The 23,080-nt window shown below is 72.1% G+C and carries 25 protein-coding genes; 9 read left to right on the forward strand and 16 right to left on the reverse strand.

Annotated elements, in window-relative coordinates; genetic code table 11:
* Window positions 1-86: 86 nt before the first annotated feature.
* The 3 genes from ACY34J_RS09530 to hisI all read right to left on the reverse strand — a co-directional run bounded on the left by ACY34J_RS09530 (window position 87) and on the right by hisI (window position 3,211).
* Window positions 87-734: a TIGR02234 family membrane protein gene (locus ACY34J_RS09530; RefSeq protein WP_462724835.1), complete on the reverse strand. Its 648-nt coding sequence runs from the start codon at window positions 732-734 to the stop codon at window positions 87-89.
* A 528-nt stretch (window positions 735-1,262) separates the two neighbouring features.
* The gene (locus tag ACY34J_RS09535; RefSeq protein ID WP_462724897.1) at window positions 1,263-2,780 is read right to left on the reverse strand and encodes an anthranilate synthase component I; all 1,518 of its coding nucleotides are present in this window, start codon (window positions 2,778-2,780) and stop codon (window positions 1,263-1,265) included.
* A 32-nt stretch (window positions 2,781-2,812) separates the two neighbouring features.
* Window positions 2,813-3,211: a phosphoribosyl-AMP cyclohydrolase gene (gene hisI, locus ACY34J_RS09540; RefSeq protein WP_462724836.1), complete on the reverse strand. Its 399-nt coding sequence runs from the start codon at window positions 3,209-3,211 to the stop codon at window positions 2,813-2,815.
* 122 nt (window positions 3,212-3,333) lie between these two features.
* On the opposite strand from hisI, the gene ACY34J_RS09545 reads away from it, so the two are divergent.
* Both ACY34J_RS09545 and ACY34J_RS09550 read left to right on the forward strand, forming a co-directional pair.
* Window positions 3,334-4,083 carry a hypothetical protein gene (locus tag ACY34J_RS09545; RefSeq protein WP_462724837.1) on the forward strand — a complete coding sequence of 250 codons (750 nt, stop codon included), beginning with the start codon at window positions 3,334-3,336 and terminating at the stop codon, window positions 4,081-4,083.
* Window positions 4,084-4,135: 52 nt separating this feature from the next.
* Window positions 4,136-4,774 (forward strand): TIGR03085 family metal-binding protein, encoded by a 639-nt coding sequence (locus ACY34J_RS09550; RefSeq protein ID WP_462724838.1) that lies wholly within the window; start codon window positions 4,136-4,138, stop codon window positions 4,772-4,774.
* Between the two features lie 75 nt (window positions 4,775-4,849).
* Here the strand turns inward: ACY34J_RS09550 and hisF are convergent, their stop codons facing one another.
* The 8 genes from hisF to hisD are packed head-to-tail and all read right to left on the reverse strand — an operon-like array spanning window position 4,850 to window position 10,662.
* Window positions 4,850-5,632 carry an imidazole glycerol phosphate synthase subunit HisF gene (gene hisF, locus ACY34J_RS09555; protein ID WP_462724839.1) on the reverse strand — a complete coding sequence of 261 codons (783 nt, stop codon included), beginning with the start codon at window positions 5,630-5,632 and terminating at the stop codon, window positions 4,850-4,852.
* Complete coding sequence (locus ACY34J_RS09560; protein ID WP_462724840.1) at window positions 5,629-6,030, reverse strand: RidA family protein; 402 nt, start codon at window positions 6,028-6,030, stop codon at window positions 5,629-5,631. Before ACY34J_RS09560 ends, hisF begins: the two co-directional genes overlap by 4 nt.
* A 52-nt stretch (window positions 6,031-6,082) precedes the next feature.
* Window positions 6,083-6,838, reverse strand: a complete 756-nt coding sequence (priA, locus tag ACY34J_RS09565; RefSeq protein ID WP_462724841.1) for a bifunctional 1-(5-phosphoribosyl)-5-((5-phosphoribosylamino)methylideneamino)imidazole-4-carboxamide isomerase/phosphoribosylanthranilate isomerase PriA — start codon at window positions 6,836-6,838, stop codon at window positions 6,083-6,085.
* Between the two features lie 12 nt (window positions 6,839-6,850).
* Entirely contained in the window at window positions 6,851-7,486 is a 636-nt protein-coding gene (gene hisH, locus ACY34J_RS09570) for an imidazole glycerol phosphate synthase subunit HisH (protein ID WP_462724842.1), read from the reverse strand.
* Complete coding sequence (locus tag ACY34J_RS09575; RefSeq protein ID WP_462724843.1) at window positions 7,483-7,650, reverse strand: hypothetical protein; 168 nt, start codon at window positions 7,648-7,650, stop codon at window positions 7,483-7,485. The genes hisH and ACY34J_RS09575 overlap by 4 nt, the downstream gene beginning before the upstream one ends.
* Window positions 7,647-8,240 (reverse strand): imidazoleglycerol-phosphate dehydratase HisB, encoded by a 594-nt coding sequence (hisB, locus tag ACY34J_RS09580; RefSeq protein ID WP_462724844.1) that lies wholly within the window; start codon window positions 8,238-8,240, stop codon window positions 7,647-7,649. Before hisB ends, ACY34J_RS09575 begins: the two co-directional genes overlap by 4 nt.
* Complete coding sequence (locus ACY34J_RS09585) at window positions 8,237-9,343, reverse strand: histidinol-phosphate transaminase (protein ID WP_462724845.1); 1,107 nt, start codon at window positions 9,341-9,343, stop codon at window positions 8,237-8,239. Before ACY34J_RS09585 ends, hisB begins: the two co-directional genes overlap by 4 nt.
* On the reverse strand, window positions 9,340-10,662 hold the full coding sequence (gene hisD, locus ACY34J_RS09590; protein ID WP_462724846.1) for a histidinol dehydrogenase: 1,323 nt from the start codon (window positions 10,660-10,662) through the stop codon (window positions 9,340-9,342). The genes ACY34J_RS09585 and hisD overlap by 4 nt, the downstream gene beginning before the upstream one ends.
* 171 nt (window positions 10,663-10,833) lie before the next feature.
* Between hisD and ACY34J_RS09595 the strand changes: the two genes are divergently transcribed.
* The 4 genes from ACY34J_RS09595 to ybaK all read left to right on the forward strand — a co-directional run bounded on the left by ACY34J_RS09595 (window position 10,834) and on the right by ybaK (window position 14,955).
* Window positions 10,834-12,438, forward strand: a complete 1,605-nt coding sequence (locus tag ACY34J_RS09595) for an oxidoreductase (protein WP_462724847.1) — start codon at window positions 10,834-10,836, stop codon at window positions 12,436-12,438.
* 170 nt (window positions 12,439-12,608) lie between these two features.
* Complete coding sequence (locus ACY34J_RS09600; RefSeq protein WP_462724848.1) at window positions 12,609-13,685, forward strand: hypothetical protein; 1,077 nt, start codon at window positions 12,609-12,611, stop codon at window positions 13,683-13,685.
* 11 nt (window positions 13,686-13,696) lie between these two features.
* On the forward strand, window positions 13,697-14,437 hold the full coding sequence (locus tag ACY34J_RS09605; protein ID WP_462724849.1) for an LON peptidase substrate-binding domain-containing protein: 741 nt from the start codon (window positions 13,697-13,699) through the stop codon (window positions 14,435-14,437).
* A 17-nt stretch (window positions 14,438-14,454) separates the two neighbouring features.
* Window positions 14,455-14,955, forward strand: coding sequence for a Cys-tRNA(Pro) deacylase (gene ybaK, locus ACY34J_RS09610; protein ID WP_462724850.1), 501 nt, complete (start codon window positions 14,455-14,457; stop codon window positions 14,953-14,955).
* A gap of 58 nt (window positions 14,956-15,013) precedes the next feature.
* On the opposite strand, the gene ACY34J_RS09615 is transcribed toward ybaK, so the two are convergent.
* The 4 genes from ACY34J_RS09615 to ACY34J_RS09630 form a co-directional block, all read right to left on the reverse strand.
* Window positions 15,014-15,658: an ABC transporter permease gene (locus ACY34J_RS09615; protein WP_462724851.1), complete on the reverse strand. Its 645-nt coding sequence runs from the start codon at window positions 15,656-15,658 to the stop codon at window positions 15,014-15,016.
* A 59-nt stretch (window positions 15,659-15,717) separates the two neighbouring features.
* Window positions 15,718-16,548, reverse strand: coding sequence for an ABC transporter permease (locus ACY34J_RS09620; protein ID WP_462724852.1), 831 nt, complete (start codon window positions 16,546-16,548; stop codon window positions 15,718-15,720).
* A 91-nt stretch (window positions 16,549-16,639) separates the two neighbouring features.
* Complete coding sequence (locus ACY34J_RS09625; RefSeq protein WP_462724898.1) at window positions 16,640-17,611, reverse strand: ABC transporter ATP-binding protein; 972 nt, start codon at window positions 17,609-17,611, stop codon at window positions 16,640-16,642.
* Window positions 17,612-17,898: 287 nt separating this feature from the next.
* Window positions 17,899-19,206, reverse strand: a complete 1,308-nt coding sequence (locus ACY34J_RS09630; protein ID WP_462724853.1) for an NYN domain-containing protein — start codon at window positions 19,204-19,206, stop codon at window positions 17,899-17,901.
* A 268-nt stretch (window positions 19,207-19,474) separates the two neighbouring features.
* Here ACY34J_RS09630 and ACY34J_RS09635 point away from each other — a divergent pair, with 268 nt between their 5' ends.
* Window positions 19,475-19,651 (forward strand): hypothetical protein, encoded by a 177-nt coding sequence (locus tag ACY34J_RS09635; protein ID WP_462724854.1) that lies wholly within the window; start codon window positions 19,475-19,477, stop codon window positions 19,649-19,651.
* A 74-nt stretch (window positions 19,652-19,725) separates the two neighbouring features.
* On the opposite strand, the gene ACY34J_RS09640 is transcribed toward ACY34J_RS09635, so the two are convergent.
* Complete coding sequence (locus tag ACY34J_RS09640) at window positions 19,726-21,267, reverse strand: APC family permease (protein WP_462724855.1); 1,542 nt, start codon at window positions 21,265-21,267, stop codon at window positions 19,726-19,728.
* Between the two features lie 226 nt (window positions 21,268-21,493).
* Here ACY34J_RS09640 and ACY34J_RS09645 point away from each other — a divergent pair, with 226 nt between their 5' ends.
* Complete coding sequence (locus ACY34J_RS09645) at window positions 21,494-22,240, forward strand: FadR/GntR family transcriptional regulator (protein WP_462724856.1); 747 nt, start codon at window positions 21,494-21,496, stop codon at window positions 22,238-22,240.
* Between the two features lie 15 nt (window positions 22,241-22,255).
* Window positions 22,256-23,011, forward strand: a complete 756-nt coding sequence (locus ACY34J_RS09650; RefSeq protein ID WP_462724857.1) for a PDC sensor domain-containing protein — start codon at window positions 22,256-22,258, stop codon at window positions 23,009-23,011.
* Window positions 23,012-23,080: the final 69 nt, after the last annotated feature.

Genomic DNA, 23,080 nt, shown 5'->3' on the forward strand with positions numbered 1-23,080 from the left:
CATTCTCCCCGACGCGTGGAGGCGGCGATATCGGGGTCCCCACCTCGCGTCGGGGGCGGATTCCGGTCGGCCTCCAGGGCCGTTGGTCAGGCGTCCCCGGTCGGGTCCTCACCGCGGTCCAGGGCCTTCCAGAGCTCCTCCGGCCGGTCAGGGTCCACCGGGGCGGCGGCGCGGCGCGGAGTGGGCCGGTCCGACCGCTCGTACCGACCGGACATGGCCGGCCAGTGACGCCCGTACCGCAGGGCGAGCAGCCCGGCGAGCAGCAGCAGAACTCCGCCCGCGGCGGAGGCCCACGGCCAGGCGGTCTGTGTGATGTGCTCGACGCCGGCACCGGTCAGCCCGGTGGCCTTCGCGGCCTTGGCCTGGAGCCCGGCGGTGTCGGAGACCCCGACGAACGAGGTGAGCACCACGGCGGCGCCGCAGAGCGCGAGCAGCAGGGCGACGACGAAGCGGCCGATCCGGCGTACGGCGAAGACCGCGACGAGCGCGGCGAGCCCGACGACGGCGAGCGCGGCGGGCAGCCCGGTGACGTCCCGCCCGCTGACGCTGAGCGGGAGGGAGCCCTGGGCGGCGGTCGACGTGCCCTGGCTCCAGGTCTGGCCGCCCGCGAGCAGAACGATCGCGGCGCCGACGGCGCCGAGGAGCAGCGCGAGGGCGAGGCTGCGTTGTGAGCTGCGCTCGGCTCGCGCGGGTTCGGATACGGCGTCGGTACGGGGCTGGGGTGCGGCACTCACCCCATCACTATCGCGCGTGGGTGCGCCTGGCCCGCACGCGGGTCGGCGCGTGGTGCGCCTGGCCCGCACACGGGTCGGCGCGTGGTGTGCCTGGCCCGCACACGGGTCGGCGCGCGACCACGCCACCCACGGCCGTGGGTCGGGGGCCGTGGCCTCCGGGAGGGGGGTCCTGGACGGAACATTTACGGGCCTGGCGGCCCACAAATATTCCTGAGCGTCCAGGACCCCCTCCCTACGACCCCGACCCCCTCAGCTCACAACCCCGGCCCCGCCATAACGTCTCACCTCACGGCCCGACCCCCCAGCTCACAACCCCGGCCCCGCCATAACGTCTCACCTCACGGCCCGACCCCCCCAGCTCACAACCCCGGCCCCGCCATAACGTCTCACCTCACGGCCCGACCCCCCCAGCTCACAACCCCGGCCCCGCCATAACGTCTCACCTCACGGCCCGGCCCCCTCACCTCTCGCCGACGGCGGAACGGGCATGTGGGGCACAACCGTGCCAAGCGGCGGATGCCCCAAGGCCTATCGCGATGCGAGGCCGGCCGCCATCGCGACCGCGCGGAGGACCGCGGCCGCCTTGTTGCGGCATTCGGCGTCCTCCGCCGCCGGGTCGGAGTCGGCGACGACACCCGCGCCCGCCTGGACGTACGCCGTACCGCCGCGCAACAGGGCGGTACGGATCGCGATCGCCGTGTCGGAGTCGCCGGCGAAGTCGAGGTAGCCGACGCAGCCCCCGTACAGCCCGCGGCGGCTCGGCTCCAGATCCTCGATGATCTGCATCGCGCGCGGCTTCGGGGCCCCGGACAGGGTGCCGGCCGGGAAGCAGGCGGTGAGCACGTCGAAGGCCGTACGGCCCTCCGCCAGCCGCCCCACGACCGTCGACACGATGTGCATGACATGGCTGTAGCGCTCGATGGACATGAAGTCGACGACCTCGACACTGCCGGGTTCGCAGACCCGCCCAAGGTCGTTGCGCCCCAGGTCGACCAGCATCAGGTGCTCGGCGCGCTCCTTGGGGTCGGCGAGGAGCTCGTCGGCGAGGGCGGCGTCCTCCTGCGGGGTCGCGCCGCGCGGCCGGGTGCCGGCGATGGGGTGGAGCATGGCCCGCCCGTCCTCGACCTTCACCAGCGCCTCCGGGCTGGAGCCGACGACGTCGAAGCCGTCGTCGCCGTCCTCCAGGCCGGGGAACCGGAAGAGGTACATATACGGGCTCGGGTTGGTGGCCCGCAGCACCCGGTAGACATCGAGGGCGGAGGCCGGGCAGGGGGTCTCGAACCGCTGCGAGGGCACGACCTGGAACGCCTCGCCGGCCCGGATGCGCTCCTTGATGTCCTCCACCGCGTCCTGGAAGGCGGGCCCGCCCCACAGCGCGGTGTAGTCGGGCAGTTCGGAGGGCGGCAGTACGGCGGCCGCGCCGGCGGGCGCGGGCCGGGACAGGTCGGCGGCCATCGCGTCGAGGCGGGCGACCGCGTCCGCGTACGCCTCGTCCACGCCCGTGTCGAGGTCGTTGTGGTTGATCGCGTTGGCGATCAGCAGCACCGTGCCGTCCCAGTGGTCGAGGACGGCGAGGTCCGAGGTGAGCAGCATGGTCAGCTCGGGCAGCCGCAGATCGTCGCGGGTGCTGTCCCCGATGCGCTCCAGGCGGCGCACGATGTCGTAGCCGAGGTAGCCGACCATGCCGCCGGTGAAGGGCGGCAGATGCTCCCGGTCGGCCAGGTCGCGGGGAGTGTGCAGGGCCTTGACGGTGGCGCGCAGCGCCTGCAGCGGATCACCGCTCGTGGGCAGGCCGACGGGCGCCGTCCCGAGCCAGTGCGCCTGCCCGTTCCGTTCGGTGAGAGTGGCGGCGCTGCGTACGCCGACGAAGGAGTAGCGGGACCAGGAGCGGCCGTTCTCGGCGGATTCCAGGAGGAAGGTGCCGGGCCGTTCGGCGGCCAGCTTGCGGTAGAGGCCGACCGGCGTGTCCCCGTCCGCGAGCAGCTTGCGGCTGACCGGGATGACGCGGCGGTCGGCCGCCAGCTTGCGGAAGGTCTCGAGGTCCATCGTGGGAGCGCCCAGGGTCATGGTTGCGGATCCTAGTCGGCCGGGCCCGGGTGGGCGGCGGGTCCCAGCGGCAGCTGTCCGGCGTCGAAGCAGGTGCGGTCGCCGGTGTGGCAGGCGGCCTCGACCTGGTCGACCTTGACCAGCACGGTGTCGGCGTCGCAGTCGAGGGCGACGGACTTGACGTACTGGACGTGGCCGGAGGTGTCCCCCTTGACCCAGTACTCCTGACGGCTGCGGCTCCAGTATGTGCAGCGTCCGGTGGTGAGCGTACGGTGCAGTGCCTCGTCGTCCATCCAGCCGAGCATGAGCACCTCGCCGCTGTCGTACTGCTGGGCGACGGCGGGAAAGAGACCGTCCTCGTTCCGCTTGAGGCGGGCGGCGATGGCCGGGTCGAGGCCGGAAGGGGGCACTGTGCTGGACATGCGCTCCATTGTGCCGCGTCGGACCAGCTGATAAGGGCTCGGTACGGGCCGCGAAGCCTCGGGATCTGCCAACTGGCTTGACCCGCTGGGCCGATGACACGGTTGTCGGTGGAATACGGCATGCTTCGCGCATGACCATTCCTCCCCCTGGGGGCACTCCCCCGGCTCCCGCCGGGGGTGCCCCCACTCCTGCCGCCGGGAGCGGCTTCGGACCGCCGCCGCAGGGCTTCGGCCCCGCACCCGAGGGCTTCGGGCCGCCATCGGTCGGCTACGGAACGTATGCGCCGTCGGCTCCGGCGCCGGAGGGTGGCGGCGTGAGCGGGGCGAAGGTCGCGGCGTTCTTCATCGTCGGGGTGCTGACAGCCGGGCTTGCGGTCGGCGGCCTGCTGGTCCTCAGCCGCTCGGGTGACGGGGAGGCTGCCGCCGACGCAAAGCCGGTCGCCGTCTCGCCCGCACCAACGAGCTCGGGGGACTCCGCGTCGCCCTCGCGCCCACCCGGCGATCAGGACTTCCCCAAGGTGCCGTTCGTCGCTCTGCGGACGGGGCAGTGCTTCGACCACCCCGCGCTCGACGCGACCGTCCACCAGGTCCAGACGCGCCCGTGCGACGGGGCGCACGACGGTGAGGTGATCGGCGGGAAGACGCTGACCGGCTCCTTCACCTCCGAGCGGAAGCTGCGGGACAAGGCGCTGGAGCTGTGCGAGCCGGAGGTAACGCGGCGCATGCGGTCCATTCCGGAGGACGGCCGGCAGTACTTCAGCTACGCGCTGTACCCGTCGCTGGACACCTACCGGACGCACCAGGAGAGGCGGGTCTCCTGCGCGCTGACCCTCAGCCTCGAGCAGGGCGGCGCGAAGCTCACGGCGCCGCTGCCGGGCTGAGCGGGCCGCGGTTGCCGTGGCAGGGCACGCGGGCCGGCCGTACGCTGGCCGCATGTCGACGCATGCGAAGCGTGAACGTCTGCTGCTGGCCGATCTGTTGGAGACGGCGGGTCCCGCCGCGCCGACGCTGTGCGAGGGCTGGACCACGCGCGATCTGGCCGCACACCTGGTGGTGCGCGAGCGGCGCGGCGATGCCGCCGCGGGCATCGTGTTCAAGCCGCTGGCCGCCCGCCTGGAACGGGTGCAGGCGGAGTTCGCCGAGAAGCCGTACGAGGAACTGATCCAGCTCATCCGCAGCGGTCCGCCCCCGTTGTCGCCGTTCGCCCTCAAGCCGATCGACGAGGCTGCCAATACGGTCGAGTTCTTCGTGCACGCGGAGGACGTCCGGCGCGCCCAGCCGGGCTGGACGCCCCGGCAGCTCGACCCGGTCTTCGCAGATGTCCTGTGGTCCCGACTGGAGCGGGGTGCGCGGCTGCTCGGCCGGAAGTCGAAGGTCGGGCTCGTCCTCAGGCGCCCGGACGGCCAGACGGTCGTCGCCCACCGCGGGACTCCGGTGGTCACGGTCACCGGTGATCCGGGCGAGCTGACGCTGTTCGCCTTCGGGCGCCAGAACGCGGCCCGGGTGGAGCTGGACGGCGACAAGGACGCGATCGCCCAGGCGCAGGACGCTCCGCTGGGCATCGCGACATAGATCGGTTCCGCCCCACCCGCCCCACATTGGAGCGGGTGGGCGGACCCACCGGCGGGATGCCGGGCTAGTGCCGCACTAGCGGACCGGGTGGCCCGCCGCCCGCAGCGTGGCCTTGACCTCGCCGATGCGCAGGTCGCCGAAGTGGAAGACGGAGGCGGCCAGCACCGCATCCGCCCCTGCCTCGACGGCCGGCGGAAAGTCCTCCAGCTTCCCCGCACCACCGCTCGCGATGACCGGCACCGTGACGTGCTTGCGCACCGCCTCGATCATCGCCGTGTCGTAGCCGTCCTTCGTGCCGTCGGCGTCCATCGAGTTCAGCAGGATCTCGCCCGCGCCCAGCTCCGCGGCCTGGTGCGCCCACTCCACGGCGTCGATGCCCGTACCGCGGCGCCCGCCGTGGGTGGTGATCTCGTAGCCGGACGGCGTGACCGGTCCCCCGGCGGGGCCAGAGGGGCAGCGGCGGGCGTCCACCGACAGCACCAGCACCTGGCTGCCGAAGCGCTCCGCGATCTCCCGGATCAGCTCCGGGCGGGCGATGGCGGCGGTGTTGACGCCGACCTTGTCGGCCCCGGCGCGCAGCAGCTTGTCGACGTCGTCCGGTGTACGGACACCGCCGCCGACCGTCAGCGGGATGAAAACCTGCTCCGCGGTGCGCCGCACGACGTCGTACGTCGTCTCACGGTTGCCCGAAGAGGCCGTGATGTCGAGGAACGTCAGCTCGTCGGCGCCCTCGGCGTCGTACACCTTGGCCATCTCGACGGGGTCGCCCGCGTCCCGCAGGTTCTGGAAGTTGACGCCCTTGACGACCCGGCCGCCGTCCACGTCCAGGCAGGGAATGACTCGGACCGCCAGGGTCATGAGTTCCGGGCTCCTCTGAATGCTTCTACTTCGACCTCCACCAGCACCCGCGAGTCCACAAAGCCGGACACCACGACCAGCGTCGCGGCCGGGCGTACGGCATCGAAGATCTCCTTGTGGGCGCGGCCGACCGCGTCCACATCGCGCAGGTGGGTGAGGTACATACGGGTGCGGATGACGGATTCGACCCCGAGGTCGAACTTCTTCAGGGCTTCCAGGGCGTTGCGGAAGGCCGCGATCGCCTGCTCATACGGGTCGCCCTCGCCCTGCAGCACGCCGCCGACCAGCGGCAGCGTGCCGGAGACCAGGACCCGGTCCCCGGCCGCGACAGCGCGCGCGAAACCGATGATCTCTTCCCAGGGGCTGTCGGACTGCACGCGTTGCACGGGCTCGGTCATCGGGCTGCTCCCCTTCAGGCTGCTGCCATGTACGACGCGGCTACGGCACGGCTCATGAGACGGCCTTCAGCGCCTCTTCCAAAGTGAAAGCCTCGGCATAGAGGGCCTTGCCCACAATGGCACCTTCCACGCCCTCCGGTACCAGCCTGGCGATCGCCCGCAGATCGTCAAGGGAGGAGACCCCGCCGGAGGCGACGACGGGCTTGTCGGTGGCGGCGCAGACATTCCGCAGCAGCTCCAGGTTGGGGCCCTGGAGGGTGCCGTCCTTGTTGATGTCGGTCACGACGTAGCGGGCGCAGCCCTCGGAGTCGAGGCGGGCGAGGGTCTCGTACAGGTCGCCGCCGTCGCGGGTCCAGCCGCGGCCGCGCAGGGTGGTGCCGCGTACGTCCAGACCGACCGCGATCTTGTCCCCGTGCTCGGCGATGACCTTGGCGACCCACTCCGGGGTTTCCAGGGCGGCGGTGCCGAGGTTGACGCGGGTGCAGCCGGTGGCGAGGGCCGCGGCGAGCGTCTCGTCGTCGCGGATGCCGCCGGACAGCTCGACCTTGATGTCCATCGACTGAGCGACCTGGGCGATCTGCTCGCGATTGTTGCCGGTGCCGAAGGCGGCGTCGAGGTCCACCAGGTGCAGCCACTCGGCGCCCGCCCGCTGCCAGGTGAGGGCGGCCTCGAGCGGGTCGCCGTAGGAGGTCTCGGATCCGGACTCGCCGTGGACGAGACGCACGGCCTGGCCGTTGCGGACGTCGACGGCGGGAAGGAGTTCGAGACGGAGGGGCCCGGAGGTCGTTTGAGGGCGGTGAGAGGTCACGGCAGGTCAGTCCTAGAAGGTGTTGATCCAGTTGGTGAGCAGCTGGGCGCCGGCGTCGCCGGACTTCTCGGGGTGGAACTGGGTCGCCCACAGCGGGCCGTTCTCGACGGCGGCGACGAACGGCTCGCCGTGCGTGGCCCAGGTGACCTTGGGCGGCGCCATGGCCGGGCTGGTGGCCTCCAGGCTCCACTCGCGCACCGCGTAGGAGTGCACGAAGTAGAAGTAGGCGTCGGCGTCGAGGCCGGCGAAGAGGTACGAGCCCGGCGCGGCCTTGACCGTGTTCCAGCCCATGTGGGGGACGACGGGCGCGCGCAGCGGCTCGACCGTGCCCGGCCACTCGTCGAGGCCTTCGGCCTCGACGCCGTGCTCGATGCCGCGCGCGAAGAGGATCTGCATGCCGACGCAGATGCCCATCACGGGCCGGCCGCCGGACAGCCGGCGTTCGACGATCCAGTCGCCGCGCGCCTCCTTCAGGCCCTTCATACAGGCGGCGAAGGCGCCGACGCCCGGTACGAGCAGGCCGTCGGCAGCCATCGCCTTGTCGTAGTCACGGGTGATCTCGACGTCCGCGCCGACGCGGGCGAGGGCGCGCTCGGCGGAGCGTACGTTGCCGAATCCGTAGTCGAAGACGACCACGCGCTTGGTCATTCCCACACTCCCTGCAGTCGCATGACGCCTGCCACCAGGGACATCGCGGAGGCGACACCGAGCAGCACGATCACGCCCCTGGGCATCTTCTGCTTCGAGAAGGAGATCACTCCGCCGAGCAGAAACAGCCCGAGAAGGATCAGCAGAGTCGACAGCCCCGTCACAGCGCGCCCTTGGTGGAAGGGATGATCCCCGCAGCCCGCGGGTCCCGCTCGCTGGCGTAGCGCAGTGCGCGGGCGAGCGCCTTGAACTGGCACTCGACGATGTGGTGCGCGTTGCGCCCGTACGGTACGTGGACGTGCAGCGCTATCTGCGCCTGCGCGACGAAGGACTCCAGAATGTGCCGGGTCATCGTCGTGTCGTACGTGCCGATCATCGGCGCCATGTTCTCCGGCTCCGTGTGCACCAGGTAGGGGCGGCCGGAGAGGTCGACGGTCACCTGGGCGAGGGACTCGTCCAGCGGCACGGTGCAGTTGCCGAAGCGGTAGATGCCCGTCTTGTCGCCGAGCGCCTGCTTGAAGGCCGCGCCGAGCGCGAGGGCGGTGTCCTCGATGGTGTGGTGGGTGTCGATGTGCAGGTCGCCGTCGGTCTTGACCGTGAGGTCGAACAGGCCGTGGCGGCCGAGCTGGTCGAGCATGTGGTCGTAGAAGCCGACACCTGTTGATACAGCCACATCGCCCTTGCCGTCCAGGTCGATCTCGACCAGGACGGAGGTCTCCTTCGTCACCCGCTCCACGCGTCCCACGCGGCTCATGCGTCGTTCTCCTTCTTCAGCGCGCGCACCGCATCCAGGAACGCGTCGTTCTCTTCGGGGGTGCCCGCGGTGACCCGCAGATAGCCCGGTACGCCGTTGTCGCGGACCAGGACGCCCCGGTCCAGCAGTCCCTGCCACGCCTCCTGGGCGTTGGCGAAGCGCCCGAACTGTACGAAGTTGGCGTCCGACTCCGTGACCTCGCAGCCGATCGCACGCAGCTCGCTCACCAGCCGGTCGCGCTCCGCCTTGAGCTGCTCGACGTAGGCCAGGAGCGTATCGGTGTGCTCCAGGGCGGCCAGCGCGGTGGCCTGGGTGACGGCGGACAGGTGGTACGGCAGGCGGACCAGCTGCACGGCGTCGACCACGGCGGGGTGCGCGGCGAGGTAGCCCAGGCGCAGCCCCGCAGCGCCGAAGGCCTTGGACATGGTGCGGCTGATCACCAGGTGCGGGCGCCCCTCGATCAGCGGCAGCAGGGAGGGGCCGTGGCTGAACTCCACATATGCCTCGTCCACCACGACGATGGAGGGCCCCGCCGCCTGCGCGGCCTCGTACAGCGCCAGCACGGTCTCGGCCCCGACCGCCGTACCCGTGGGGTTGTTCGGCGAGGTGATGAAGACCACGTCGGGCCGGTGCTCGGCGATGGCCGACGTCGCCGCTTCCACATCGATGGTGAAGTCCTCATGGCGCGGGCCGGAGATCCAGCCGGTGCCGGTGCCGCGGGCGATCAGCGCGTGCATCGAGTACGAGGGCTCGAAGCCGATGGCGGTGCGGCCGGGCCCGCCGAAGGTCTGCAGCAGCTGCTGCAGGACCTCGTTGGAGCCGTTGGCCGCCCATACATTGGCCACGCCGACCTGGTGCCCGCCGGTGCGGGTGAGGAATGCCGCGAGGGCGGTGCGCAGCTCGACCGCGTCCCGGTCCGGGTAGCGGTTGAGGTTTCGGGCCGCCTCGCTGACGCGCTCGGCGATCCGGCGCACCAGCGGCTCGGGCAGCGGGTACGGGTTCTCGTTGGTGTTCAGGCGTACGGGCACCTGCAGCTGCGGGGCGCCGTACGGGGACTTGCCGCGCAGCTCGTCCCGGATGGGAAGATCGTCAATGCCGGTCACTTGGGCTGCGGCACCTTCCAGTCGAACCGTGCCTTGAGGGCCGCCCCGTGCGCGGGCAGATCCTCGGCCTCCGCGAGCCTCACCACATGGTGGGTGACCTCGGCGAGGGCGTCGCGTGTGTAGTCCACGACGTGGATGCCGCGCAGGAAGGACTGCACGGACAGGCCGGAGGAGTGGCAGGCGCAGCCGCCGGTGGGCAGCACGTGGTTGGATCCCGCGCAGTAGTCGCCGAGCGAGACCGGGGCGTACGGGCCGACGAAGATCGCGCCGGCGTTGCGCACCCGGGCGGCCACGCCGGCCGCGTTCGCGGTCTGGATCTCCAGGTGTTCGGCGGCGTACGCGTCGACGACCCGCAGGCCCTCGTCCACGCCGTCGACCAGGACGATCGCGGACTGCCGCCCCGCCAGCGCATCGGTGATCCGCTCGCGGTGCTTGGTGGCCGCGACCTGGGTCTTCAGCTCGGCCTCGACCGCCTCGGCCAGCTCCACGGAGTCGGTGACCAGCACGGCGGCGGCCAGCGTGTCGTGCTCGGCCTGGCTGATCAGGTCGGCGGCGACGTGCGCCGCGTCGGCGGTCGCGTCCGCCAGGATGGCGATCTCGGTCGGGCCCGCCTCGGCGTCGATGCCGATCCGGCCCTTGAGCAGGCGCTTGGCGGCGGCGACGTAGATGTTGCCGGGGCCGGTGACCAGATTGACCGGAAGGCACTCGCCGGTGCCGTACGCGAACATGGCGATCGCCTGGGCGCCGCCGGCCGCGTACACCTCGTCGACGCCCAGCAGCGCACAGGCGGCCAGGATCGTCGGGTGCGGCAGGCCGCCGAACTCGGCCTGCGGCGGGGAGCTGACGGCGACGGCGTCGACGCCCGCCTCCTGGGCCGGGACCACGTTCATCACGACCGAGGACGGGTAGACGGCGAGGCCGCCCGGCACGTACAGACCCACGCGCTCGACCGGCACCCAGCGCTCGGTGACCGTGCCGCCGGGTACGACCCGGGTGGTGTGGTCGGTGCGGCGCTGGTCGCGGTGGACCAGGCGGGCGCGCCGGATCGACTCCTCGAGCGCCGCCCGCACCTGCGGGTCCAGCTGCTCCAGGGCGCGGACGAGCTCCTGCTCGGGGACCCGCACCCGCTGAATCGAGACACCGTCGAACCGCTGCGCGTAGTCGATCAGTGCCGCGGTGCCACGATGGCGTACGTCGTCGCAGATCGGCCGCACCTTCTCCAGGGCGGCCTCGACGTCGAACTCGGCACGGGGCAGCAGGTCACGCAGGGCGGCGCCCTCGGGGAGGGCGTCGCCGCGCAGATCGATTCGGGAGATCACGCAGCCCATTGTCTCAGACCCGCTCCGCGACCCGCCGGACGTATCAATGGCTGATACACGCCCCCGCGGATCTCTACATGCCGTGGACGGCTAGCGTTCACTCCGTCACTCACGGAAATAGGGAGTGTGTACGAGCCGCGCGGGCCATGCGGGCGAGGAGGGGTGGCAGCGGTGTCGCAGCCTGAGGACGGCGAGCCGCCGGAGGGCCTGGAGCTGACTCCGGCCGAGTGGGGAATGTGGCAGGCATTCCGGAATGGCAGCACCCACGATCTTCGCACCCGCAACCCGGTCCAGGATGATCCGAACGGCCATTACCACTGGGGCACGGACCGCAGCATCCGGGCCCGGGTGGTCGCCCTGCTGTTGCTCAACGGGCCGCCCCCGCAGCCCGGCCGGGTCTCGGCGCTCAAGCTCAAGGGTGCGTACATCACCGGCTCCCTCGATCTCTCCGGCGGCACCGTCACGCCGTATGTCGAGCTGACGTCCTGCCGCTTCGAGCAGGAGATCAAGCTCCCCGAGTGCCGCTTCACCACCCTGCGCCTGGTGAGCTGTGCGATTCCGCGGCTGGAGGCCGCCCGGCTGGCCACCGAGGGGGATCTGCACCTGCCGCGCTGCACCGTCCGAGGCGGAATCCGGCTCACCGACGCACACATCGGCACTGATCTGCTGCTCAACCAGCTCACCGTCTACCGGGACCGCAAGGGCCGCTCGATCGCCGCCGACGGGGTGACCGTCGGACAGGACCTGCAGGCGGAGATGATCGAGTCGTTCGGCGAGATCAGCATGCGCGGCGCGCACATCGGGGTGTCCCTGAGCCTGCGCGGCAGCCAGCTGCGCAATCCGTACGGGCGCCGGGCTCTCAACGCCCCGCAGCTCACAGTCGAACGGACGCTCTATATGACGGCGGCGGGCCTCAGCAGCTCGCCGTTCATCAGCTCGAGCGGCACCCCGCCGTACGGCGTGGTCAACACGCCCTCGCGCGGCACGCGGATGCAGCGCTTCGAGTGCGAGGGCGGGATCCGGCTGGACGACGGGCGGTTCGGGGACGCGGTCGACTTCTACCAGGCGCGCTTTGTGATGGAGTCCGACCAGGAGCTGTCCCTGCGCCGGATCCAGACGCCGGAGCTGCGGTTCCTCGGCGAGCGCCCGCAGCGCGGCCGGGTGGTGCTGTCGGGGGCCAAGGTCGTCAACCTCATCGACAAAGCGGCGAGTTGGCCGGGGCCCGGCGGGCTGTCGATGGCCGGCTTCATGTACGAGACGCTGGTGCCGCGCGGGCCGTTCCCGCTGTCCCGGCGCCTGGAGTGGGTGGCCGCCGCGACCCCCGAATACGCCCCGGAGCCATACGAGCGGCTGGCCGGCGCCATGCGCGCCAGTGGCGAGGACGCCGATGCCCGCGAGGTGCTGCTCGCCAAGCAACGGCGGCGCCGGGAAACGCTGCCGCTGGCGGGCAAGACGTGGGGCTACCTGCAGGACTGGACGGTGGCGTACGGCTACCGGCCTGGGCGCGCCGCGGTGTGGATGGCGGTCCTGTGGGCGGTCGGGGCGGTGCTCTTCCGCTCCCATCCGCCGACGGAGATCAAGCACGGCGAGTCACCGCCCTGGAACCCGTACCTCTACGCCCTCGACCTGCTGCTGCCGGTCATCGACCTGGGGCAGGACAGCTACTGGAAACCGCGCGGCCCCTACCAGTGGGCGGCCGCGATGCTGATTCTGCTCGGCTGGATCCTGGCCACGACGGTGGCGACGGGCGCCTCCCGGCTGCTGCGCCGCAGCTGACCGCACAGCTGCCCACTGTGCGCGGACAGGGGCGCTTTTACCCGAATTTGATCGTTCAAGAGGCAACCTTCCGACCGATACCAAAGCGTCACCGCGTCACTCTGGCACCCACCGGACCTGCGGCTTTCAATGATTCCTGTCGCTTCGCCCCACCGCCGCCAGTAGGGTCCATGGTCTTCCTCCGCGCCCTGATCAGCACCACGCGCATGATCTGCAACACCCCGCAGCTCGCCGTCGGCCTCACCCCGGACAACGAAGTGCTGCTCGACGCCCCCGACGGGCGGCTGGCTCCGGTGCTCGCCGCCGCCGGGCAGGGACACCACCGGCCGGCCGCCGCGCTGCTGGCTCAGACCCGGGAGGCCGCGGAGTGGGAGGCGCGCGACCGCTATGCCACCCGGCTGGCCGTCTTCGCGCAGTCCCGCTCCCACTGGTTCACACGCTGGCTCGCCAAGTCCCCGCGCGATCCGGACGCGGCGCTGCTCGAGGCCGAGCTGGCGGTGCGCACGGCGTGGGGGCGGCCGGGGCGTGCCGAGTCGCTGCGGGAGACCCAGCCGCTCATCGACGCCGCCGCACGGCGGGCGCCGCACGACCCCGTGCCGTGGCGGATCGCCCTGGACCACGCACGGGGCACGCACGCCTCCACGGCGGAGGCCGACGCCCTGTGGCACGAGGCGGTGAGCCGGGCCCCGCACCACTACGGCTGCCATGTCGCGGCGCTCCGGTACCGGGCCTCGCATTGCTCGTACGGCGAGTGCTTCGACTTCGCCGAGCGGACCGCGGCCCGGGCGCTGCCCAATTCGCTGCTCAAGGCTCTGCCGGTACGGGCCGCGTACAAAGTCCTCCTCGAGCAGCAGATGGAGGGGGACGGGCGCGTCCCCTTGGAGGTGGCCGAGCGGCGCGGGGAGGAGCAGAGCATCGAGGGCGTCGATGGATGGCGCATCGATGCGGCCGCCGACCTGGCGCTCGCGCTGTCCGCCCGGTACGAGCCCGCTGACCCATCGGTCGCCGAGGTCCGCAACCTCCTGGTGTACGTACTGATCGTGCGGCAGCGGTGGGCGGCCGCACTGGAGGAGTTCCGGCGGATCGGCCCGTACGCCACCACCTTCCCCTGGGGCTGCCTCTCCGACGATCCGCTGGGCCAGTTCCTCGAGCTGCGCGACGGCGTCCGTATACAGCTGGCCTCCACCATGCCCCTGTGGCGGCGCACCCCCGGTGGGCCGCGCAACGGCCCAGCGGGCGGCCATTAGGCTTGACGGTCGTGACCACCGCGCGCCTTCCGCTGTTCCCGCTGAACTCGGTGCTGTTCCCGGGCCTCGTCCTGCCCCTGAACGTCTTCGAGCAGCGGTATCGCGCCATGATGCGCGACCTGCTGAAGCAGGACGAGGACGGCCCGCGCCGCTTCGGCGTGGTCGCCATCCGCGACGGGCGCGAGGTGGCGCCGAGCGCCCCCGGCCTGCCGGACGCCACGGCATTGCCCGAGCGGGGTGCTGCCGCCGGTTTCGGCGACGATCCGATGCAGGCCTTCCACCACGTCGGCTGTGTCGCGGACGCGGCCACCATCCGGGAGAAGGAGGACGGCCGCTTCGACGTGCTGGCCACCGGTACGACCCGCTTCCGGCTGCTGTCGGTGGATGCCACGGGGCCGTATCTGGTCGGCGAGACGGAGGAGATCCCCGAGGAGCAGGGGGAGGGCGCCGGTGCGCTCGCCTCCGGCGTGCTGCATGCCTTCCGTACGTACCAGAAGCGGCTGGCCGGGGCGCACGAGCGCTCGCTGGCCGGCGAACAGGACCTGCCGGACGAGCCGTCCGTGGTGTCCTACCTGGTGGCGGCGGCCACGGTGCTCGACACCCCGGCGAAACAGCGGCTGTTGGAGGCTCCGGACACCGCATCCCGGCTCCGGGAGGAGCTGAGAATACTGCGCACGGAGAGCTCGCTGATCCGTACCATCCCCTCGCTGCCCGCGGTGGACCTCACCCGGCAGCCGACGAGCCAGAACTGAGCGCAGAGGTCCCGGCGTTGGCGAAGAAGCAGAAGCAGCAGCGGTCCGCCGGCACGCCTGCGACGGTCGCCCTGACCAAGGCAGGCACGGTCTTCACGGTGCACTCCTACGAGCACGACCCGTCAGCCGCGTCGTATGGCGAGGAGGCCGCCCAAGCGCTGGGCGTTGAGCCGGAGAGAGTGTTCAAGACCCTGCTCGCCGACGTGGACGGCGCGCTGACCGTCGCGATCGTCCCGGTCGCCGGCTCGCTCGACCTCAAGGCGCTGGCCTCGGCGGTCGGCGGCAAGCGGGCGGCGATGGCCGACCCGGCGGCGGCGGAGCGCGCGACGGGCTATGTGGTGGGCGGCATCTCACCGCTGGGGCAGCGGCGGCGGCTGCCGACGGTGCTGGACGCCTCGGCCGCGGCGCATGCGACGGTGTGCGTGTCGGCGGGCCGACGGGGACTGGAGGTCGAGCTGGCCCCCGCCGACCTGGCCGCGCTCACCGACGCGGTGCTCGCCCCGATCGCCCGCGCGTAGCGACTCCCCCTGGCGGCGCGAGGGCTCGTGTGGCCAACGCTGCCCCGGGGCGCTTCCCCTACAGCGCCGCGTCGGGCCCCGGGTACGGGTCGCGGGGCCCGAACAGGGCCGTCAGACCCAGGTGCGCGACCGTCGCCGCCATCGGCCAGGCCAGCAGCGCGCCCTTCGCCCGCAGTTGGAGCGGCGCGTCGAAGACCCGGCCCTGGCCGACCGCCCGCGCGTGCGCCGCCACGTCCTGCGTCGGGCCCAGCCAGACGCCCAGCCGCCACGCGAGCACCGAGGCGAGCAGCCCGCCGACGGCGATCCCGATCACCAGCGGGATGCCCCCCTTCCGGAAGAGCAAGAAGACGACCGCCGCCGTCAGCGCACCAAAGCCCAGCGCGAGCAGCGCGAACGTGCCGTCCGCACCGATCGCCTCCTCGCCCTCGGAGTTCTTGAAGTACACCGCCTCGCCGTTGGAGACCAGCGGGATCCGCGGAGCCAGCCACAGCCACAGCAGCCCGAGCAGCACCCCGGCGACGGTGATGCCCACCGCCACCAGCGCGGCCTGCCGAATCTCCGCCCCCACGCCGGGCCCTCCGTACTCCGGCCCCTCCATGCCCGCGGCGGGGTGGGCCGGCTGCTGCCCGGAGCCGTGCGGAGTCTCCCGGTGCCGCTTCTCGCCCTGTCGGGGCCTGCCGTGCGGTGTCAATGGTGCGCTCACATGGCCATCGTGCCAGGTGGGCAAGGGGCCATCGGCGGCAGGACGGCGGTCCGGGCGCGTCATCGGACGGCCGCCCTGCGGTACGCCCAGGTGGCGACGGCCAGCGACACCAGCCCGACGACCGCGCAGACCCCCAGGTCACCGGCCACCGCCGGCCAGTCCGGCTGCGGCGCGAAGGTCCGGTCGAACGCCTCGACCCCGTACGTGGACGGCAGCAGATCCCGTGCCCAGGCCACCGGGCCGGGCAGGTGCGTCGCGGGCAGAACCCCCAGCAGCAGCGCCGCGGACATGCCCATCTGGCCCAGCAGCGTGGCGATTTCGGGCCGGGGCGCGAGCAGGCCGAGGGCCGCGCCCAGGCCGGCCAGGGCGGCTCCGGCGAGCGGGATCACGGCGGCCAGCACCCACAGGTTCGCGAGCGGCAGCTGGTACAGAACACTGCCCACGACGGCCGTCACCACGGTTCCGGGCACGGTGAAGGAGGCGTACGCCCCTGCCGCGCCGAGCACCACCGCGGCCGGCGGCACGGGCAGGGTCGCGTAGTGGTCGAGGCCGCCGTTCGCCCGCAGCTGGCCGAAGTACTGCGCCAGCAGATTGAGCGCGACGAAGGCGACGACCAGCACGCTGGACCCGGCGACCACGGCCCGCGCCTCGTCCCCGCCGTCGACGACCCCGCGCATCAGCACCATGATCCCGATGCTCTGGAAGGTCGCCACGAACAGCAGCGGGATACGGGCCACGCGGGCCCGCGACAGCTGCGCCCGGTAGACGGCGGCCAGCGCGGGCAGCAGCCGTGCCCTGGGCGCGAGCGGGGCTGCGGCGTCATGGGACCTGGGCTCGGCCCCGGTCCCCCAGACGCCCTGGGAGACCGCCTGCGCGGGCACGGCACTCACGTTGCGCTGCTCCTGTTCGATACGGGCGGAACGGTGCGGCGGGTGACGAGGCCCGCCGCTCTTGCGCGCTCCGCGCGCGGTGTGCGATCGGTCAACCCTTGACCAGCCCCTCCGTACGGCCGCCGAGCGCGAGATAGACGTCCTCGAGGCTGGGCATGGCGAGCGTGAAATCGTCGAGGGCCGCGAAGGCTTCGCCCCCGGTGACGGCGGCGACGGCGGCGCGCGCCTGGTCGGGGGCCAGCCGCAGCGTCCAGCGCCGGCCGGACTCCCGCGCGGAGGCGCGCAGCGCGGCGACCTCAGGCACCTCCAGCGGCGCCCGGTCGCGCCACACCAGCTCCACCCGCACCTCGTCGGCGACGAGCGCCTTCAGGCCGGCGGGAGTGTCGCAGGCGATGACGCGGCCGCGCTCCAGGACCGCGACCCGGTCGAGGACGGTCTCGGCCTCGATGACGTTGTGGGTGACCAGCAGGACCGTGGTGCCGCGCTCGGCCCGGCGCCGGTCCACGGCCGCCCACACGGCGCGGCGGGCGACAGGGTCCATGCCGGTCGTCGGCTCGTCGAGGACAAGGACGGGCCGGTCACCGACCAGGGCGGCCGCGAAGCAGGCGAGCCGGCGCTGGCCGCCGGACAGCTTCTTCAGGGGGCGGCCCGCGAGACCTGCGAGCCCGAGCTCGTCGAGGACGGCATCGCGCTCGGCCCGGGCGGTGCGGGCGTCGAGACCGCGCAGCCGGCCGGTGGTCTCGGCGGCGAGGGCGACGGTCAGCTCGTCGAGCGCTGGGGACTCCTGGCCGAGGTAGCCGATGAGGCGCGCCGCCCGCTCGGGGTGGCGCACCAAGTCGTGTCCGAGCAGGCGGACGCTGCCCGCGTCGGGCCGCATAAGCCCGGTGAGCTGGCGTACCAGGGTGGACTTGCCCGCGCCGTTCGGGCCGAGCAGCCCGAAGATCTCGCCGCGGTGGATGTCGAGGCTGATGCCGTCGCTGGCCCGTACGGCGGGGGCCGCGGGGCCGGGGCGGCGGGCGCGAGTGGCGGGGTAGGTCTTGACCAGGTCCCGCACGGTGCACACCGGTACGGCTTCCGCCGTACCGGCATTGATGCCGTGCCTTGCCTGCTTGGCGCCCGTCCTCACGAGCTATGAGGGTACGCGTCCGACGCCCTGCCGGACCTCTCGGGTCCCACTCACACGGCCCGCGTGTAACCCGTCTCCGCGCCGTACACCCGGCCGGGTGACAACCCCGTGGCCTCTGACGGGCATGGGACGGACGCTGGGGGGACCGGCGCCGCAGGACCCGACCGGCCGAGCTGAACCGGCCGCCCGGTGCGCCCCTCCCCCACGCGGTGTTGCCGCCGGGGTCACTCCTCCGCAGACGTGCGGGCCGAGGTGGCCCGCGACTCCACCTCCCGCCAGAAGCCCGCGCGGATCGCGTAGCGGTCCTGCTCGTCGATCTGGTCGTCCTTGTGCGCGAGCAGCCCGAAGCGGGCCGCGTACCGCAGCAGCTCGCCGTCGATGCGGTGCGGGATGCGCGGGTACTCCGAGGAGAGCTGCTGCACATGGGACGGGGTCGGCAGCCGTCCGATCCAGCGGCGCGCGAACACCTGCCCCACCTCGAACGGATCGCCGCTCACCGCAGTGATGTCCTCCTCGCGGTCGGCCCAGCGCTGTTCCGCGCTGGTGAGCTGGGCCAGTGTCGGCAGGGCGGCCGTTTCCGGGGGCTCTGCCGTGCCGCCGCGCTCGACCCAGCCCTTGTCGGAGGACCACCGCAGGGTGGCTCCGGCCACGGGCTGCTGTACGGCGGGCCCTGCATGGGGGCGGCCCAGGTCGGCGAGGTCCTTGGGGGTCGGTACGCCCTTGGCACCGGCACCGGCACCGGCACCGGCGCCGGCACCGGCCGCTGCCGCACTGCCGTCGGCCGCCGTGGCGTCGGCCGGCAGGCTGCCGGAGCACACGGTGCCGTTCCGCTCAGCCGCAGTGTGGCCGGGCGGCGCCGCGCTGGAGTGGCTGCCCGCTCCGGCGGGTGCGGGAGCGGGCGCGGCCGGATCCGGCAGCGGCGCGGAGAGGATCGCCGCGATCTCCGGCCGCGGGACGGTCGCCGGCGGGCAGACGCCACCGAGGTCCTTGGCCCGTACCGCCCGGCTGATCCAGGCGCGGTCGAGGACGCGCCGCTCGTCGGCCTCCGCGACCAGGTCCTCTGACTGGTTGAAGTCGCCGTCGGCGGCCTGTACGGCCCACAGATGGACGGCGACGCCGTGCTCCTTGGCGTCCATCAGGCCGGGCAGCAGATCGCCGTCGCCGGTGACGAGAACGATGTCGGAGCAGGCGCGATTGCGGGCGAGCTCGGTGAGTTCGGCGTGCATCGCCGCGTCCACGCCCTTCTGCGCCCAGCGCCCGTCGCTGCGCGTCAGGGCGCCGAGCCGGACGGTGACGCGGGGCATGACGCGCAACCGCCGGTGTTCCGGCTGCGGTACGCGGTCGGGGGCCCCGTCGAACCAGTAAATGCGCAGCAGGGGCTGCTCGGTGTCGGCCTCGGCACGCTCCCGCAGCCCCTGGATGAGCGCGGCATGGTCGACGGTGATGCGGGACCGGGCGGGTTCCCCGGCCAGCAGACTCGCGGCGGCGCCCAGCAGATAACCGGCGTCCACCAGGACGACGCAGCGGTCCACGTTGCACCCCTCTTTCGTGAAGTCCGTCGCCTGGGAACGGCTTTGCTTGGGTTTCCCCTGAGTCTGCCCGACCGTACATCCCTTATCAGTCGGAACTCGATCTCCGGCGTGGCGGAAACCCGCACGGGACCGTGACCTTCCTTCTCACTCAGGGTAATTGTCCAACATGCGTTCTTTATCCGAGCGTGCGAGCGTGGTTCTCGCGAGGCGGCCCCGGCAACCCCGCAGAGGTCGCGGCCAGGCTCGGAGATCCCCAGGAGGCACGATCATGGGCAAGAGCAAGAACCGAGAACGCAGTCAGGGCAAGGCCCGCAGCGCGGCGGCCGAGCGCGGCAAGGCGCAGGCCAACGACCCGGCCCTGGACGCGGGGAGGCAGACCCTGGCCCCGGACAGCCCGCAGGGCGCTTCGAGCAAACGGCAGAAGCAGCGTTTCGGCCATAACTGACCCGCTTGAGAGAGAAGTAGGGGCGCGCCTGTGCTGGGCGCGCCCCTACTTCATCTGGAACTACCGGTCCTGGTTCAGGCCTTGGACGGCTCCCGCTGGCCGGTGTGCGCCGGCTCTCCGCCGTACGGCGCGACCCGGCTCGGCGCCTTCGGGATGGCGTCGTCGTACGGGGCGTCACTGCGTCCGTACGGGCGGCGGAGCGCCATGTAGAACAGTCCCGCGCCGACGACGACGACCCCGGAGATCAGCACGATGTAGTTGTCGTACCAGGGGGCGTCGGGCGTGCGGGGCCAGCTCATGATGAGGATGGCCACGACACCGTAGACCAGGGCCAGGATGTTGACGGGCAGGCCCCACTTGCCGAGGCGGTACTTCCCGCTGGGCTTCCAGCCCTTCAGCCGGGCGCGCAGCGCGGCGAACACAACCATCTGGAAGCCGAGGTAGATGCCGAGTGACGCGAAGCTGACGATCTTCGTCAGGGCGTCCGCCGAGAACTTCGAGGCCAGCACGACGATCGCCGGGATGATGCCCGCGACCAGCAGGGCGTAGGGCGGGACACGCCTGGCCTGCGAGAACTTCCGCAGCCAGCGGCTGCCCACGATCATCTCGTCGCGGCCGTAGCTGTAGGCCAGCCGGCCGGCCGCCGCCTGCAGGCTCATCGCGCAGGACAGGAACGAGCACAGCACGATGCCGAGGATGACCTTGGATCCGATGGGGCCGAATGCCTCGCCCAGAACGCTGGACACGGGGTCGGGGTTCTCGCCCGAGATGACCGCCGGGATATCGGCCACCGACAGCACCAGAGCAAGGGCGACGAAGGTGGCCGCCGCGCCGCCGACGTAGATGGTGCGGCGCATCGCCTTGGGGATCAGACGGCCCGGGTCGCGCACCTCCTCGGCCACGTCACCGCAGGCCTCGAAGCCGTAGTAGTTGTAGATGCCCACCAGGGTCGCGGCGGCGAACGCCCAGAGGTAGTTGCCGCCGTCCCCCGCACCGAAGCTGTCGAACACCACACCGAGGTTGTGGTGCCGCCCGGTCACGAGGAGCCAGCCGCCCACCGCCACGGCTCCGAGGAGCTCGGCGGTGAAGCCGATGATGGCGGCCATGGCGAGCACGCGGGTGCCCATGTAGTTGATGATCGTGGCCAGGGCGAGGATCGCCAGGGAACAGATGATGGTGGTGTTGACCGAGGCCTCGAACCCGAACATCGACGCGATGTACGGGCCGGCGCCGGACACCACGCTGGCGATGGTCACGAACAGGGCCATCATGTAGACCCATCCGGTCAGCCAGGCATACCGGCGGCCCCACAGCCGGCGCGCCCAGGGGTAGACGCCACCGGCGACGGGAAACTGTGCCACGACCTCACTGAATACGAGCGCGACCAACAGCTGCCCGACGCCCGTGATGACGAGAGACCAGATCATCGGCGGGCCGCCGGTGGCCAGGCCGAAGGCGAACATGGTGTAGATGGCGACCACGGGGGACAGATAGGTGAAGCCGAGCGAGAAGTTGGCCCACGGGCTCATGTCCCGCTTGAACTCGGACTCGTACCCGAGCGCGGCCAGTTGCGCGGCATCGCTGTCACGGTGGTCCGGTGGAGTATTGGGGCTCATGGAGGCTCCCGATTCTCGTTACCAAAGGTGTAAGGGAACGTGGGGCGGCACTCGCCGCGGCCCCCGTGCACGGGGGACATCCATTGGCGCCCGACATGCCGGGCCGATCGGCCGGGCTGGCCTATGATGCTTGCACGTCGGGGTGATGTGATGCGAAAAACTACAACCCCATGGGTTATGGCACAAGGGTTTCGCGGCCAGCGATGAAGGCAGGCGAGGAGGGGTCGTGGTGGCGGACGGCGCACCGGTCATGCGCGCCTCGTTGATATCCCCCCTCACCACGGGGGGCCGCACGGACGAGGTCGTCGAGCGCATCAGCAAGGCCATCCACCTCGGCCTGGTCGTCGACGGCGAGCAGTTGCCCACCGAGGTGGAGTTCGCGGGCCAGCTCGGGGTCTCGCCCATGACCTTGCGGGAGGCCCTTGCGGTCCTGCGCCAGCAGGGGCTCGTCGAGACCCGCCGCGGCCGCACCGGCGGCACCTTCGTCCGGCGGCCGGCCAATCCGCCGGTGGAACCACTGGAGAACCGGCTGCGGTCCACGACCGTCTCCCAGATCCGCGATCTCGCCGACGAGCAGTTCGCCGTGTCCGGCGCCTCCGCCAAACTCGCGGCCGAGCGAGCGTCGAGGGCGAGCCTGCGCCGTCTGCTGCACCTCGTCGAGCAGCTCGCGAGCGCCACGGAGCTCGGCGCCCGCATCCGCGCCGACAGCCGATTTCACATCGAGGTGGCGATCGCCTCGCAGTCGGAGCGGCTCACTCGGCTGGAGGTGAACCTCCAGGCCGAGCTGACCGCCATGCTCTGGTTGCCGCACAAGCCCGAGCCGGTGCTGGAGGAGGTGGTCGCCGAGCATCACGCCATCGCCACGGCGATCGCCGAGGAGGACAGCGACCGGGCCCGGGCCCTGGCCGAGCGCCATGTCCAGCGCAACCTGCGGCGGCTGATCGAGCTGCACCTCGTGGTGGCGGGACGATGACCGAGGAGGCGTCTGATGTGTCCTGAGATCGCCACGCCGTACGGCGGTCCGGCCCACGAAGGGGAGGGCCTGAACGCACTCCTGGAGCGGGTACGCGGCCTGCTCGGGGAGGTGTTCGACCGCCTCGATATGGTCGCGGCCGAGATCGTCGCCCGGCGCCGTGCGGCCCTTGCCGGGGGCGGCGTGTTCGGGGTGCGTGACCTGGCCGGCCTCAGGCCGCTCCTCATCGAGCAGTTGACCGCGCAGCCGACCGCGGACGGGCTCGGTTTCCTCGCGGCGCCGAAGCTTCTGCCGGACCGGGACCGGCACATCGAGTGGTGGCAGCACAGCGGACGGGGCTTCGCACCGATGCGGCTCAACCTCGACCCGACCAGTGCGGATGTCTACGACTACTTCGAGATGGACTGGTTCGCGGCCGCGCGTGACCACTCCAGGCGCGCGGTGTTCGGCCCGTATGTGGACTACTCGGGCGCCGACCGCTACGTGTGCACGGTCACCGTCCCCGTCGAGGACGAGAGGTTCCTCGGTGTGGTGGGGACCGACCTGCGCATGACCGAGTTCGAACCCCGGCTCCTGGACGTACTGCGGGACGCCGGCCAGGACGCGGTGCTGGTGGGAGCCGAGCGGCGGGTGGTCGCCGCCAACACCTCGCGCTGGCTCGTGGGCTCCAGGCTGCCGCGCGTGCCGCGCGCCGGAGACGGCGAGTTCGTGGCGGTGGGTGAGGTCGGGCTGGACAGCGAATGGCTGCTCGCCCTCGCGCGCCGCGAATAGCGCGACGAGAACGCCGGCGCGGAGACGGCCGCCTCAGGACCCCCGGAGCCGGGACGGCTCCGGGGGTCC

It is taken from the genome of Streptomyces sp. HSS9-12 (assembly GCF_054963655.1).